Origin of the sequence: Peribacillus frigoritolerans (assembly GCF_040250305.1) — a bacterium.
Taxonomy (GTDB): Bacteria; Bacillota; Bacilli; order Bacillales; family DSM-1321; genus Peribacillus.
The window spans coordinates 5,382,016-5,397,726 of record NZ_CP158190.1; the positions used below are offsets into that span (position 1 = coordinate 5,382,016).

At 42.1% G+C, this 15,711-nt stretch carries 16 protein-coding genes; all 16 read right to left on the reverse strand.

The window, feature by feature from the left end; genetic code table 11:
* Nucleotide 1: 1 nt before the first annotated feature.
* Entirely contained in the window at nucleotides 2-1,252 is a 1,251-nt protein-coding gene (locus ABOA58_RS26660; protein ID WP_350300681.1) for an NADH-quinone oxidoreductase subunit C, read from the reverse strand.
* The gene (locus ABOA58_RS26665; RefSeq protein WP_170946902.1) at nucleotides 1,253-1,729 is read right to left on the reverse strand and encodes a NuoB/complex I 20 kDa subunit family protein; all 477 of its coding nucleotides are present in this window, start codon (nucleotides 1,727-1,729) and stop codon (nucleotides 1,253-1,255) included.
* Nucleotides 1,730-1,755: 26 nt separating this feature from the next.
* Complete coding sequence (locus ABOA58_RS26670) at nucleotides 1,756-2,130, reverse strand: NADH-quinone oxidoreductase subunit A (RefSeq protein WP_137017336.1); 375 nt, start codon at nucleotides 2,128-2,130, stop codon at nucleotides 1,756-1,758.
* 347 nt (nucleotides 2,131-2,477) lie between these two features.
* A complete protein-coding gene (locus ABOA58_RS26675) occupies nucleotides 2,478-2,879 on the reverse strand; it encodes a F0F1 ATP synthase subunit epsilon (RefSeq protein ID WP_048685840.1) in 402 nt (133 codons plus the stop codon).
* Nucleotides 2,880-2,904: 25 nt separating this feature from the next.
* Nucleotides 2,905-4,302, reverse strand: coding sequence for a F0F1 ATP synthase subunit beta (gene atpD / locus ABOA58_RS26680; RefSeq protein ID WP_061465696.1), 1,398 nt, complete (start codon nucleotides 4,300-4,302; stop codon nucleotides 2,905-2,907).
* A gap of 87 nt (nucleotides 4,303-4,389) precedes the next feature.
* Entirely contained in the window at nucleotides 4,390-5,250 is an 861-nt protein-coding gene (locus ABOA58_RS26685) for a F0F1 ATP synthase subunit gamma (protein WP_101223833.1), read from the reverse strand.
* A 39-nt stretch (nucleotides 5,251-5,289) separates the two neighbouring features.
* Nucleotides 5,290-6,798, reverse strand: a complete 1,509-nt coding sequence (gene atpA / locus ABOA58_RS26690) for a F0F1 ATP synthase subunit alpha (protein WP_048685849.1) — start codon at nucleotides 6,796-6,798, stop codon at nucleotides 5,290-5,292.
* A gap of 24 nt (nucleotides 6,799-6,822) precedes the next feature.
* Nucleotides 6,823-7,359, reverse strand: coding sequence for a F0F1 ATP synthase subunit delta (locus ABOA58_RS26695; RefSeq protein ID WP_101223834.1), 537 nt, complete (start codon nucleotides 7,357-7,359; stop codon nucleotides 6,823-6,825).
* Entirely contained in the window at nucleotides 7,356-7,877 is a 522-nt protein-coding gene (gene atpF / locus ABOA58_RS26700) for a F0F1 ATP synthase subunit B (RefSeq protein ID WP_048685855.1), read from the reverse strand. Before atpF ends, ABOA58_RS26695 begins: the two co-directional genes overlap by 4 nt.
* Nucleotides 7,878-8,044: 167 nt before the next feature.
* The gene (gene atpE / locus ABOA58_RS26705; RefSeq protein WP_048685857.1) at nucleotides 8,045-8,269 is read right to left on the reverse strand and encodes a F0F1 ATP synthase subunit C; all 225 of its coding nucleotides are present in this window, start codon (nucleotides 8,267-8,269) and stop codon (nucleotides 8,045-8,047) included.
* 64 nt (nucleotides 8,270-8,333) lie between these two features.
* Nucleotides 8,334-9,029, reverse strand: coding sequence for a F0F1 ATP synthase subunit A (gene atpB / locus ABOA58_RS26710; protein ID WP_137017338.1), 696 nt, complete (start codon nucleotides 9,027-9,029; stop codon nucleotides 8,334-8,336).
* 22 nt (nucleotides 9,030-9,051) lie between these two features.
* Entirely contained in the window at nucleotides 9,052-9,420 is a 369-nt protein-coding gene (locus ABOA58_RS26715; protein WP_048685860.1) for an ATP synthase subunit I, read from the reverse strand.
* A 459-nt stretch (nucleotides 9,421-9,879) separates the two neighbouring features.
* Nucleotides 9,880-12,108: a S8 family serine peptidase gene (locus ABOA58_RS26720; RefSeq protein ID WP_350300682.1), complete on the reverse strand. Its 2,229-nt coding sequence runs from the start codon at nucleotides 12,106-12,108 to the stop codon at nucleotides 9,880-9,882.
* Nucleotides 12,109-12,191: 83 nt separating this feature from the next.
* Entirely contained in the window at nucleotides 12,192-13,334 is a 1,143-nt protein-coding gene (gene wecB, locus ABOA58_RS26725; RefSeq protein ID WP_350300683.1) for a non-hydrolyzing UDP-N-acetylglucosamine 2-epimerase, read from the reverse strand.
* A 23-nt stretch (nucleotides 13,335-13,357) separates the two neighbouring features.
* Complete coding sequence (gene upp, locus ABOA58_RS26730; RefSeq protein WP_101223839.1) at nucleotides 13,358-13,987, reverse strand: uracil phosphoribosyltransferase; 630 nt, start codon at nucleotides 13,985-13,987, stop codon at nucleotides 13,358-13,360.
* Nucleotides 13,988-14,224: 237 nt separating this feature from the next.
* Entirely contained in the window at nucleotides 14,225-15,466 is a 1,242-nt protein-coding gene (glyA, locus tag ABOA58_RS26735) for a serine hydroxymethyltransferase (protein ID WP_098864408.1), read from the reverse strand.
* Nucleotides 15,467-15,711 lie beyond the last annotated feature (245 nt).

The following is a 15,711-nucleotide window of genomic DNA, read 5'->3' on the forward strand; positions in this document are numbered from 1 at the left end:
CTTACACCTCCACATCATAAGGCTGATAATCTTTTCTAAGGGGGTACCCTTTCCAATCATCACCAAGTAAAATCCGTTTTAGATCAGGGTGTTCATAAAAATTAATACCTAATAAATCATATGCCTCACATTCTGGCCAATTTGCTCCTGACCATAATGAGACCAATGATGGAATAACGGGAGATTCCCTATCAAGCTTCACCTTCAAGGCAACTGATTGATTCATTTTGAACGAATGCAAATGTACATAGACTTCCATATGGGATTCAAAATCCGTACCATGAAGTTCCGATAAATACGAAAAGTCAAGCTGTTCATCGTATCGCAGAAATTTTGCTATTGAGAAATATGTATCCGGATTAGCCACTATAGTGGGTACATCTTTTGATAATCTATTAAGATAGTGCTCTAATAATGCCCCTTGTCCTAAATGGCTTTCAATAGCAGAAACAATTTGATCGAGTTTCGACTGATTTGGAGAAAGCTCGCTAGGAACGATAACTTCCTCGCTTTCCTTTACAGCGGTCCTGTTCTTCGCAGCAGCAGCTTTCGCTTTGGCAGCGGCTGCTGCCTTCGCCTTGGCCGCTGCCGCCGCCTTTTGCTTCGCTGCATCCATTTCGCCTTCCGGTTTTCCGGTCGCATCCTCTTTCGCCTGTTTTCGGGCCAATGCCGCTGCTTTCGCCTTGACCGCCGCAGCCGCCTTTTGCTTTGCTATATCCGTTTCATCTTCCGGCTTCCCGGCACTTTCAGTTTTCGCCTGTTTTCGGGCCAATGCTGCCGCTTTTGCCTTGGCCGCTGCCACCGCCTTTTGCTTCGCCATATCCATTTCATCTTCCGCATCCGTACTTTCAGCTTTCGCCTGTTTTCGGGCCAATACTGCCGCTTTCGCCTTGGCAGCTGCCGCCGCCTTTTGCTTCGCTATATCCGTTTCATCTTCCGGCTTCTCCGCAGCTTCTTCTTTCGCCCGTTTTCGGGACAATGCTGCTGCTTTCGCCTTGGCCGCCGCCGCCGCCTTTTGCTTCGCTATATCCGTTTCACCTTCCGGCTTCTCCGCAGCTTCTTCTTTCGCCCGTTTTCGGGCCAATGCTACTGCCTTCGCCTTGGCAGCTGCCGCCGCCTTTTGCTTCGCTATATCCGTTTCATCTTCCGCATCCGTACTTTCAGCTTTCGCCTGTTTTCGGGCCAATGCTACTGCCTTCGCCTTGGCAGCTGCCGCTGCCTTTTGCTTCGCTAAGTCTTCCTTTTCACTCATCTATATCACCCGCTTTCCGGTTTTCGCCTCGTAACGGATTTTTTCTTTTAATTTATTGATTCCATAAATAAGTGCAGCTGGGTTTGGGGGACAACCCGGAATATATACATCGACAGGTACAATTTGATCTACCCCTTTGACCACTGAGTATGAGTGAACATAAGGCCCGCCAGCAGTCGCACAGGACCCCATGGCAATTACCCATTTAGGTTCTGGCATTTGTTCATATAATCTGCTTATTATTGGAGCCATTTTTTTCGTTACAGTTCCTGAAACAATCATCACATCCGATTGTCTGGGTGATGTCCGAAAAAATGAACCAAATCTATCCAAATCATAATGTGATGATCCGACACCCATCATTTCAATTGCACAGCAGGCCAAACCGAAAGTCATTGGCCAGAGTGAGTTACTTCTAGCCCAGCCTTTTATTTGTTCAAGTGTGGATAAAAAAATACTGTGTCGCATTTCTTCCATTTCTGCAGGGGTAAGTTCATCCAATTTCAATTCCACTTTAACACCTTCTTTTTCCAAGCGTAGATTAGCCCTAGCATAAGGATCAGGACAAAAAACAGCATTTCAATCAATGCAAACAGTCCGAGTTCATCATAAGCGACCGCCCATGGGTAAAGAAAAACCGTTTCTACGTCAAATATGACGAACATCAATCCGAATAGATAATACCTGACATTGAATTGAACCCTTGAATCCTGAAAAGGATCGATTCCACTTTCATAAGTCGTATATTTCATATCTGTCGGTTTATAAGGCCTGAGCAGTCTACCAAGAAATAAAGCGATCACAGGCAATAAAATGCCGAGACAAAGGAAAACAAATACAATTAAATAATTATTTTGATAAATATGCAGCTGTCCCATGTTCATCTCCCTTTATGGATAAATCATGTTAAATGGGTGCAATATAGATTTGCTTGTCTTCTTTTTGGATACCTTTTAAATATTATGCAGGGTGACATTCTTTTAGAAGCAACGTGAAAGGAGGGGGTATAAAGCTATATTTGTAAGCGTATACATTATAACATCAGGCTAAAAGCATGTCGACGAGTTAAGGATTAAAATGGAAAATACTTTACTCTATAATTCGACTTTTTTTTCATTCTGCAAGCTTTTTTATTAAATATTACTATCCTCAAAAACCTTTTGGTTAAAAAAAAACACCAAATCTTACCACGAATGGCTCGATCAGGTGTTTTCATCAATTAAAGTTATCGCATTTCTGCAATTTGGATTCGGTTGATGGCACGTTTAAGCGCTAAATTAGCTCTTTTGGCATCATTTGATCCATCATTGTTCTGCAATCTTTGTTCAGCACGGGCTTTTGCTGCTTGAGCACGTGCAAGATCGATAGTTTCAGCTCTTTCAGCAGATTGAGCCAAAATGGTTACCACATCAGGGCGAACTTCTAAGAAGCCACCATTTACAGCTACATAGTCTGTGTTGCTTCCATTTTTAAGACGGACAGCACCAATGGTAAGCGGGGCTACGGTTGGAACGTGTCCAGCCATGATTCCCAGCTCACCGCTTTTAGCTTTAGTGCTTACCATTTCAACTTCTGCATCATATACTGGGCCATCGGGAGTAACAACATTGACTTTAATGGTCTTCATTTCATTCCCTCCTAGGTCCCTTTAATTAAGCCATTTCTTTTGCTTTAGCAATAACTTCTTCGATGCGGCCAACTAAACGGAAAGCATCTTCAGGAAGTTCGTCATATTTTCCAGCTAGGATATCTTTGAATCCTTGGACTGTTTCTTTAACTGGTACATAAGATCCCTTTTGACCAGTGAATTGTTCAGCCACGTGGAAGTTTTGTGACAAGAAGTTTTGAATTCTACGAGCACGGGCAACGATTACTTTTTCGTCTTCGCTTAATTCGTCCATACCCAAGATGGCAATAATATCTTGAAGTTCTTTATATTTCTGTAAAGTCGATTGCACTTGACGAGCCACTTTATAGTGCTCAGCGCCAACGATTTCCGGGCTAAGGGCACGGGAAGAAGACGCCAATGGATCAACTGCAGGGTAGATACCCATTTCAGAAAGCTTACGCTCAAGGTTTGTTGTTGCATCCAAGTGAGCGAAAGTTGTAGCTGGAGCCGGATCCGTATAGTCATCGGCAGGTACATAGATCGCTTGAATGGATGTAACTGAACCTTTATTTGTTGAAGTGATACGTTCTTGCAATTGGCCCATTTCAGTAGCAAGAGTTGGTTGGTAACCTACCGCTGAAGGCATACGTCCTAGTAGGGCGGAAACCTCAGAACCTGCTTGTGTGAAACGGAAAATGTTATCGATGAAGAAAAGAACGTCTTGTCCTTGTTCGTCACGGAAATATTCAGCCATTGTCAAACCGCTTAGAGCGACACGCATACGTGCACCTGGCGGCTCGTTCATTTGTCCGAATACCATTGCCGTTTTCTTGATAACACCAGAATCAGTCATCTCGTAGAAAAGGTCATTACCTTCACGAGTACGCTCACCTACACCAGCGAATACCGAGATACCGCCGTGCTCTTGTGCGATGTTATTGATCAGTTCTTGGATAAGTACAGTTTTACCAACACCGGCTCCACCGAAGAGACCGATTTTACCACCTTTGATGTAAGGAGCAAGTAAATCTACTACTTTAATACCCGTTTCAAGAATTTCAACTGATGTTGATAATTCCTCGAATGTTGGTGCTTGTCTGTGAATTGGATCACGACGCACCTCTGCTGTAAGTGGTTCAAATAGGTCAATGTTTTCCCCTAATACGTTGAAAACACGACCTAGTGTAACTTCACCTACAGGTACTGAAATTGGAGCTCCTGTATCAACAGTCTCTGCACCACGGGTTAAACCATCAGTGGAAGACATTGCTACAGTACGAACTGTATTATCACCTAGTTGAAGGGCCACTTCAAGAGTTAGTCCTGTACCAGACGCTGTATTTTCGATTCTTAACGCGTTATAGATCTTAGGAAGTTGTCCGTCTTCGAATTTCACGTCAACAACCGGACCCATAACTTGAGTAACGCGTCCTATATTCATCGTTTTCCCTCCTAACGTTGCTTATAACGACTATCGAGTTTATGGAACGGCCAAGCTTCGTCCGGGCCGACCGCCCCTTTAATGATTTTATTCTAAAGCTGCTGCACCGCCGACAATCTCTGTAATTTCTTGAGTGATCGCTGCCTGACGTGCACGGTTATATTGTAATGAAAGTGAGTCGATCAACTCTTTTGCATTATCGGTCGCATTTTTCATTGCAGTCATACGTGCAGAGTGCTCACTTGCTTTACCATCTAACAAAGCACCATAAATCAAACTTTCTGCGTACTGAGGCAGTAATACCTCAAGAATTTCTTCCGCATTCGGTTCAAATTCATAAGAAGTCAATGTTGCATTGGAAGTATTGAAGTCAGCTAACGGAAGGACTTGCTTTTCCGTTACATCCTGCTGGATTGGGCTGACATAATGGTTATAGTACATATAAAGCTCATCACACAGCTCATTCAGATATAAATTCACTGTCGATTTTGCAAGGGAGCTAATGTCAGCGAAAGACGGCTGATCAGGAACCCCAATTACTTCAAGCTCTACGTGCATGTTACGGCTGACAAAGAAATCACGGCCAACCCTTCCGATTGCGATAATGACGAACTCATCATTGGATTTATGGCGTTCAAGAATGGTTTTATGAACGTGGCGAAGGATGCTACTATTGTAAGCCCCAGCCAATCCACGGTCCGATGTGATTACCAAGTAACCGGTTTTCTTAACGGGACGTGAAGTAAGCATTGGATGAGATGCATCCGTGCTTCCGTTCGCAATACTGGATACCACTTCTTGAATTTTTTCCATATATGGAACATATGCTTTAGCATTAGCTTCTGCACGGTTCATTTTAGAAGCAGATACCATCTGCATCGCTTTTGTAATTTGACTCGTCTTTTTCGTTGAAGTAATCCGAGACTTAATATCGCGTAAAGAGGCCATTCATTCTCACCACCCTTTTATAAATTAGTTAGACCTTTATTATTCAGAAATAACGAAGTTCTTTTTGAATTCGTTAATTGCAGCAACGATAGCAGCGTCTTCAGGAAGACCTTTAGTTGTGCGAATGTGATCTAATAATTCCGGATGAGAACGATCTAGGAACACATAGTATTCTTCTTCAAAACGAAGGATATCCGATACTGGAATATCATCTAAATGACCTTTAGTCAATGCATAGAAAATCATGACTTGTTTTTCAACTTTGATCGGTTTGTTTAGGTCTTGTTTCAGAACTTCAACTGTACGAGCACCACGGTTAAGTTTTGCTTGTGTTGCAGCATCCAGATCAGAACCGAATTGAGAGAATGCTTCCAATTCACGGTATGAAGCCAAGTCAAGACGTAAAGTACCGGCAACTTTTTTCATCGCTTTAATTTGTGCAGATCCACCAACACGGGATACGGATAGACCAGCGTTAATCGCAGGACGTACACCTGAGAAGAACAAATCGGATTGCAAGAAGATTTGTCCATCAGTGATGGAAATTACGTTTGTTGGAATGTAAGCAGAGATGTCGCCTGCTTGTGTTTCAACAAACGGAAGCGCAGTGATTGAACCGGCACCTAAAGTGTCATTCAATTTTGCTGCACGCTCAAGTAAACGGGAGTGCAAGTAGAATACATCCCCTGGGAATGCTTCACGACCTGGAGGACGGCGAAGTAGCAAGGAAAGTTCACGGTATGCAGATGCTTGCTTAGAAAGATCATCGTAAACCACAAGAACGTGCTTGCCAGCGAACATGAACTCTTCACCCATAGTCACACCAGCATATGGAGCTAGGTATAAAAGTGGTGCTGGTTGAGAAGCTGATGCAGATACAACGATTGTGTAATCCAAAGCACCATTTTTACGTAGTGTTTCAACAGTTCCACGAACCGTTGATTCTTTTTGACCGATAGCCACATAGATACAGATCATATCTTGGTCAGCTTGGTTAAGAATTGTATCGATCGCAACTGATGTTTTACCAGTTTGACGGTCACCAATGATCAACTCACGTTGTCCACGACCGATTGGAACTAATGCATCGATTGCTTTAATACCTGTTTGTAAAGGTTCATGTACTGATTTACGGTCCATTACACCTGTTGCAGGGCTTTCGATTGGACGAGTTTTTGTCGTAGCGATCGGGCCTAGGCCATCTAATGGCTGTCCAAGCGGATTCACGACACGTCCGATTAATTCTTCTCCAACTGGCACTTCCATGATACGGCCAGTACGGCGTACTTCACTGCCTTCTTTAATGTCTCTGAATGGTCCAAGAATAACAACACCAACGTTATTTTGCTCAAGGTTTTGTGCTAATCCCATTGACCCATTGGAAAATTCTAAGAGCTCCCCAGACATTGCATTATCTAAACCATGAACGCGTGCGATACCATCACCAACAGTGATAACCGTACCAACATCGCTTACTTTAATTTCCGACTGATAGTTTTCAATCTGCTTTTTAATCAGCGCACTGATTTCTTCAGCTTTGATGCTCATGAATTTCACCCCTATCTGTGAATATTAACCTAATAGTTGTTTGCTAAGGCGATCTAACTTACCGCTAATCGTCCCGTCATATATGCGGTTACCGATTTGTAATTTGATGCCGCCAAGGATATTGCTATCTGTAATATTAGTAATGCGTAAATTTCTTTTGCCGATTTTCGCTGCAAAAGATGAAGACACAGCTTCCACTTCCGTTTCAGTCAATGGACGTACTGTATAGACCGTTGCATCAGCTACTGAGTTTTCTTCATTCGCAAGTTCAATGAACTCTTGTGCCATTGCTGTCACTTCATCTGTACGATGACGCTCCACCATCAACATCACAGTGTTTTGAACGGAAGAAGAAAGGCTTGCAAATGCATTTGCAATCAAAGCGGCTTTTGCATCTTTAGTCATTTTAGGATGAGCCAGAAAACTTAATAGCTCATTATCATTTGTAAAAACTTCATTCACTATGCGAAGCTCTTCTTCAAGTTGGTTAATGAGATTTTGCTCTTTCGCAATTTGGAAAAGGGCAACGGCATAACGCTTTGCTACTGTTATATCGCTCATTTCCCTTCTCCTGCCTCTTGAATGTAGTCATTAATCAGTTGCTCTTGATCTGCTTCGGATAATTCTTTTTCTATTACTTTAGAAGCAATAAGTACGGATAAAGATGCCACTTGCTCGCGTAATGCCGTAATGGCTTTTTCTTTTTCCTGTACGATTTCACGCTTAGCTGTTTCTTTGACGCGTTCAGCTTCAAGACGTGCTTGATTCACGATCTCTTCACGCTGTGCTTCACCTTGAAGTTTCGCGTTTTCTATAAGTTGTCCCGCTTCAGTGCGAGATTGTTTTACGATTTCACGTTGTTCTTCTAAATATTTAAGTGCTTCTTGTCTGCTAGCTTCAGCTGCTTGAATTTCATTTGCAACATGTTCTTCACGTTGAGTCATGATGCCCATTAGAGGACCCCATGCAAATTTCTTCAGCAACGCTAACAAAATGATAAACATTACTAATTGGTATAACATGTCTCCGCCATTAAAGCCATGAGACGTTGACCCAAGTACAAAGCTGCTTGTTAACACGCTTGGTTCACTCCCTTCACGAGTTTCACTTCTTAAAGCGTTCATTATATATGAACTTTAGAAAACTATGCTCTTAAACTGTATAAAAACAGGATTGTGGACATAAAGGAAAGGCGAAGGTTCACATGGAACGAACTTCGCCATTTTTGAACTTTTTGAAGGTTCTATTAACCACCATATACCATAAACGCAATTACTACCGCGATGATAGGCATCGCCTCAACTAAACCTACCCCGATGAACATTGTTGTTTGAAGCATACCGCGAGCTTCTGGTTGACGAGCGATACCTTCTACTGTTCTTGAAACGATAAGACCATTACCAATACCTGCACCTAGTGCTGCTAAACCAATTGCAATTGCTGCTGCAAGAAGACCTACTGAACCTGTCATTATAAATATCCTCCTTAGATTGTATCAAAATTTATTATTTTTTTAGTTCTAAATGAACTTATAATTAATGGTCGTCACTGACTTTATGAGACAGATAAACCATTGTTAACGTGACAAAGATAAACGCTTGGATACTACCGACGAAAATACTATAGCCTTGCCATACTAATGTAGGCACAATTGCACCAATAAATCCGGCAGCTCCACTAAATGCTAGAGATCCCGCTAATAGACTCAGCAAAACTTCACCAGCATAAATGTTACCATATAGACGCAGACCAAGTGTCAAGGAGTTTGTAAATTCCTCTACAAGTGTCATTGGGTTTTTATAAGCTTTAAAATAACCCTTGGCGCCCTTCATTTTTATAGCATAATAATGCGTTAAACCTAAAACCATGACTGCAAGAGTCAATGTGATAACTGGGTCGGCTGTTGGTGATTTCCACCAAAGCACACCATCGTAACTAATTGCAAACGGAAGACCTAGCATATTGGACACAAAAATGTACATCAGCAAAGTCATACCAAGCAGTTGAAACTGACCACCTGTTCTCCAGTCCATGTTACTATTAATAATACCCTTAACGAAATCCATAATCCATTCCATGAAATTCTGCATGCCAGTTGGCTTCATGGCAAGCTTACGTGTACCAAGCACAGCAAGTATGAACACAACTAGGCTGGCAACTGTAATCATTAGGACGTTACTCAAGTTAAAGGTAAGACCCATAAATTCTTGTAAGGGTGCTTCATGATTCAACTATATTCACCTCTCTTCCCCGCTATCGACGTATTAATTGGATGAAAAAATCTATAAAAATGACAATATAAGCTGTCATTAATCCCCATACAACACTTATCAGATGAAAATGCTCCGGAAATTCCAATGCAATGAGTACCGCTAGACCTGCGGATGCCATTCGAGTCATCGTCCCAAGAGATTTAGTTTTCTTTCCTTCATCGAGCGCCTGACTGAACTTTTTCATTTTCTGATTGATCAGCCATAAATTGTATAAACTCAAACTCGTACCCAGTATAAGCCCAGCAAAAACGGCTTGATAACTCGTAAGTCCCCATCCAACAACATAAACCGCCAGAAGAAAAATTATATATTTACTCTGCCTGTTGAACATGATTTTCATTTCTGGCATTTTTCATTTAATCTCCTGAGAAATATTTTCGTACTGAATGAAGCATTGCTTGTAAACCTAGCAAGTCCACAAAGAAGGCCAATTACTAATAGCAGCGGTTCGAATCTTAGGTTCTGGCAAGTAAATGAAGATACCGAACAAAACTGATCCGACTATTTGAGAAAGAATCGCTGACATCAAAGTCATAGCCATTTTAGACGGCAAATCATTTGACGCAAGTTGCATCCTCGCGGTTGAATTTGGTGGAGGATAGAAAACATTTCATGCTGTAAAAATCTGCATGCCGGGCTACTGAAAACCCTCTCATTTTACATCCTTTGTTAGCATACAATAGGCTAGAATCATTGTCAATGAGTGGTTAGTGAAATTTGTCACAGGTTTGTAATTATTAACGAATTGTTCACAAATTATCTTTTTTCTACTATTGACATCCGTTTTATTTTACTTATTGTCGTCTGTTCACTCAATAAGTAACGTCTTTTCTATCCGATCTTCCCTTCCGCCCCTTCTCGCAAAGATTATCGCTTTATACACTCCTTTAGGCGGCAAGTCTTTTTTCAATACATCTCTTTTGATCAAACCGGAAGGTGCCGATCTCGACCAATCCAAATATCCAGCGAATTTCAAGCTATCTTCCTCATAAAGGGCAATACCGAATTCTTCAGCCCCACGCGGAAGGTACATTTCGTATCGATATGTACCTTCCTGGTCTCCTTCGCCAAAATCAAATCCCATTACCCTTGGATAATCAGGCTCTTCTTTTACATATAAATAAGGAAGTGATATTCTTTTGGTTCCTTCCATTATAATGAGGTATCCATCAAAGACCCCCTTTTTAAGCTCGGCTGGGTTGACCTGCAGTCCCACTTTAATTTTTTTCTTTTCCTTCGGATTCAAAGTAAGGGATTTCGGCAATTCCCAAGTGAGTCCCGTTTCCTTTAATGGGACCATGAAAGAGTACTTCCTCATTTTCGTTCCGGTATTTTCTATAACTATCGTTTCATGATGCTCTTCAATTCCTTCTTTCTTTGTATACATTCCAAAGGACAATGAGCTAGGATTCAAGAGCGTGTCCGCTTTTAATGCTTCGTCGACCTGAATGCGTCCAGCCCCCTGTTCATATGTGTGATAAAATTGATTCGCAGATTTCCTCAATGGCTTTGAAGTGCTCATCAATGCAGATTTCACTTGATCAGGAGTCCAATCCGGGTGTTTTTGCAGGATTAATGCGACTGCTCCTGCAACATGCGGTGCGGACATACTTGTTCCATCCAAGGACATATATCCTTTAGGAACGGTGCTTTTAATTTCCACTCCCGGCGCCAATACGTCAGGCTTTATTCCCCATGATACGGTTACCGGGCCCCTTGAGCTAAAATCCGCGAGCCTATCCTGCTCGTTCTTATAAACAAATTGTACGGTTTTGCTCTGCCCTTGCTCCATGATTTGCTTAAGCTGCAATCCATCTCTTCTATTAATAGAAGCAGCTGGGATGTTCATTTCCTTTTCCAAGCTTCCAGTAAAGGTCCCGCTCGTATTATTATAAACAATTACCCCCTTTGCACCTGCCTTTTCTGCATTGGATACTTTCTGCTGGAAGGTAAGTGTGCCACGTTCCATCAAAACAATCTTATCCCGAACATGTTTCAGGTCTTTTTCATTACCCAGTCCCCCATATATGACATCCTCGGAAAACGTCAGGTTCCATTTTTTAGAGCCTTGAAACAAGGTTAAATGCGATTGATGCTTTTTCGATCCAAGTCCGTAAATCATATACGGAACCCTTAAGGGAGGAGTCGATGCACCAACGGAAATCGCTTTTTCCGCTGTTCCGGGTGAACCGACGGTCCATACAGCCGGACCGGAATTCCCGTTTGATGTCACGGCAACTATTCCGCTTTCCACAGCCTTATTCAATGCAAGGGAGATAGGCAAATCAGGGCCATTGACGTTATTGCCAAGAGAGAGGTTCAATACATCTACCTTATCCTTCATGGCTGACTCAATAGCTGTCAAGACTTGATCCGTATCTCCTGCTCCACCTGGTCCCAAAGCTCGATATGCATATATCTCCGCCTCTGGTGCGACACCTTTCATTTTTCCATTGGCTGCAATGATGCCTGCCACATGTGTACCGTGTAATGTATCCAGGTCGCCTTGGTTTTTGGTTTCCATCGGGTCTTCATCACCATCAACAAGATCCTTCCCGCCCTTATAAGCTCGTTGCAAATCTGGATGTGTATAATCGATGCCAGTATCGATTATCCCTACTTTTACCCCTTTCCCGGTTATCCGGTGATTCTCCTTATCAAAGAAACCCCTGACCCTGCCTCCTCCTATGTATGGGACACTTTCATCCAACACAGCTTGATAAACGGACACTTCCGTTACAGCCTGTATTTCGTCCTCCTTTTTAAGTTGTTCTATCTCATTCATCTTCCCATGAAGGGAAAATCCATTCAGGGCGATCGAATAAACATTCCGTAATTGAAGGGAAGGATATTTTTCAAGCAGTTTTTCGATCTTTTTTCGTTGAAACTCCTTATCCATCGTGACAACAACCGTCACTTCCTTAGATTCTGATAGTTTTGGTAAAGGCGGCAGAATGACGGATGCGAACCCCTTTTCATTTTGATAAATAAATACAAAAAGGAAAACAAACACTAAAAACAATTTCTTTCCCAACATAATCATCCCCTTAGCAATTATCTTTTCTCAACAACCTTGGAGTATGCAAATAAAAAAAGGAAAAGCGCATGGCTTTTCCTTTTTTATGAGTCAAATCTAGTTGGCGGCATATTTACTTGCTTAAAATAGTAACGGATGGCTTCAGCTATGCGGACCGAAGCGTTTCCGTCCCCATATGGATTTGAAGCTTTGGACATTTTTTCGTGCACCTCTTGATCCGTGAGCAATTCATGTGCCAAATTATAAATGGTTTGTTCATCAGTACCCGCCAATCTTAAGGTTCCAGCCGCTATCCCCTCAGGACGTTCAGTCGTGTCCCTTAAAACCAGGACAGGTACACCAAGTGACGGTGCCTCTTCCTGGATTCCTCCAGAATCAGTCAAAATCAAATAGGCCCTTGAAGCGAAGTTATGGAAATCCAAAACATCCAGCGGCTCGATCAAATGAACCCGCGGATCGTCCCCGAGAATTTCGTTCGCCAATTCCTGAACAAGAGGATTTAAATGGACAGGATATACAACTTGAATATCATCATGCTCAGCAATGATTCTCTTCACGGCCCTGAAGATATTACTCATGGGTTCCCCTAGATTTTCCCTGCGATGGGCGGTAAGCAAAATGAGCCTGTCTTCTCCAAGTCCATTTAAAACCGGATGGGAATACGTGGACCGCACAGTCGTTTTTAAAGCATCGGTTGCCGTATTTCCCGTCACGAAAATATTATCCTTCTTGTTTTCGTTAAGCAGATTCTCCTCCGCTTTCGAAGTCGGCGCAAAATGCAAATCCGCCATCGTACCGGTAAGCTGTCGATTCATCTCTTCCGGATAGGGGGAATACTTATTCCAGGTGCGCAGCCCTGCTTCTACATGCCCAATGACAATCTGATTATAAAAAGCAGCCAGACTTGCGACGAATGTTGTGGTTGTATCTCCATGTACAAGAACGATATCAGGCTCAGCTTCCTTCATTACGGAATCAAGACCATTTAATGCTCTTGTTGTAATGTCAGCAAGCGTTTGCCTTTCCTTCATTATGTCCAAGTCATAATCCGGCTGAATGGAAAATAGTTCGAGAACTTGATCTAACATTTGGCGATGCTGAGCCGTAACAGCAACGATCGGCTTGAAATGTTCTGGGTGTTTTTGAAATTCGAGTACTAAGGGAGCCATTTTGACAGCTTCTGGTCTCGTCCCGAAAATGGTCATGACTTTTATCGGTTTGTTCATTCGTGACACCTCAGCTTCTTTCCTTATTTTGTGCCGAATAAACGATCTCCTGCGTCTCCAAGACCTGGAACGATATATCCATGTTCATTCAGTTTTTCGTCAAGGCCAGCAATATAAATATCAACATCCGGATGGGCTTCTTTTAATGCGTCCACACCCTCTGGAGCTGCAATCAAACACATGAATTTAATATTCACTGCACCGCGCTTTTTAATGGAATGGATCGCTTCGATGGCTGATCCGCCAGTGGCTAACATCGGGTCAACGACAATGCATTCCCTTTCAGCCAAATCACTTGGCATTTTCGCATAATATTCAACAGGTTTCAATGTTTCAGGATCACGGTAAAGACCAACATGTCCGACCTTTGCAGCAGGAATCAGCTTAATGATTCCGTCCACCATCCCTATGCCTGCACGTAAAATCGGGACGATTCCTACTTTTTTACCAGAAAGCATTTTCACTTTCGCCGTGCTTACAGGCGTTTGGATTTCCACCTCTTCCAGCGGCATATCCCTCGTGATTTCAAATGCCATCAATGAAGCGACTTCATCCACCAGTTCACGGAATTCTTTTGTTCCTGTATTTATATCACGTATATAGGCTAATTTGTGTTGAATTAACGGGTGATCGAAAACATAAACTTTTCCCATTTAGCATCTCTCCAATTCCATTGCTTAGTTTTGCGCTTTTTTATGATTTCCCTAATCGAATAGAAAAATTTTCGTGTCTTTTTAAATTCACTTCAACCTATTTTACAGAAAAACGTTTCAATCTTCAATAAAGGTTTAGATGTCAGACCTATTTTCACTATTCGGATTCTTCTCACATACGGACTCCCATAAGGTATAAAAAAACCGCTCCCTATAGAAGGGAGCGGCTCAAGAATATTACAATGAAGGATATAATTCAAATTTGTTAGCTAATGATTCAACACGCTGTTTTGCTTCTTCAAGTTTAGCTGTGTCCTCATTATTTTTCAAAACAAGTCCGATGATTGCAGCTATTTCATCCATGTCTTCCAATCCGAAGCCACGTGATGTCACTGCCGCAGTCCCAATACGAATACCACTTGTAACGAATGGTTTTTCCGGGTCATAAGGAATCGCATTTTTGTTAACGGTAATACCGATTTCATCCAAAACATGCTCTGCGATTTTTCCCGTTAATCCAGTAGAGCGCACATCAAGAAGAATCAAGTGATTGTCCGTTCCATCAGAAACAAGGGTGAACCCTTCTTTCTTCAAACCTTCGCCCAGACGTTTAGCATTGTCGATGATTTGTTGTGCATACACTTTAAAATCATCTTGAAGCGCTTCGCCGAATGCAACAGCCTTAGCGGATATAACATGCATCAATGGACCGCCTTGAATTCCAGGGAAGATGGATTTATCGATTTTCTTACCGAATTCTTCTTTACAGATGATCATTCCTCCGCGCGGTCCGCGAAGTGTTTTATGAGTAGTTGTCGTTACAAAGTCAGCATAAGGAATTGGACTTTGGTGTAATCCAGCCGCAACCAAACCTGCGATATGTGCCATATCGACCATTAAATAAGCTCCGACCTCATCTGCAATTTCACGGAATCGCTTGAAATCAATTTCCCGTGGATATGCACTTGCACCCGCTACGATCAATTTCGGTTTGTGCTGACGAGCTTTTTCCAATACATCATTGTAATCGATACGGTGATCTTTTTCGTCTACCCCATATTCAACGAAATTGTAGTTAACACCACTGAAGTTAACTGGGCTTCCATGTGTTAAATGACCTCCATGCGAAAGGTTCATCCCAAGCACGGTGTCGCCGGTTTGAAGCACTGTAAAGTAAACGGCCATATTGGCTTGAGCTCCAGAGTGAGGCTGTACGTTCACATACTCCCCGCCGAAAATTTCTTTCGCACGCTCACGTGCTAGATCTTCAACGATGTCTACATACTCACATCCGCCATAGTAACGTTTTCCAGGGTATCCTTCTGCATACTTATTAGTCAAGACCGACCCTTGCGCTTCCATGACAGCTTCACTCACGAAGTTTTCAGAAGCAATAAGCTCAATTTTACTTCTTTGACGCCCTAATTCCAGTTGAATTGCGTTAAACACTTGCTCATCTTGCTTTGCTAAACGATTCATTCCGTAATTCCTCCTCAAATTGTGCGTGATTCGCTTTTTAGTATTTATGTGCAACATGCCTTCAAAAAAGCATGAAAAAGCCTTACCAATAATTATTAGAAAATTCTACTCCATTTTAACATGTCTAATTTAGAAGTGATAGTCTAATTTTATCGAACATTAAATGTTTTTATATTTAAAAACGTTCGTATTTGACATCGAAATCATGGTAAATAGCCCTTTCACCCTATATTTAATGAGCGAAA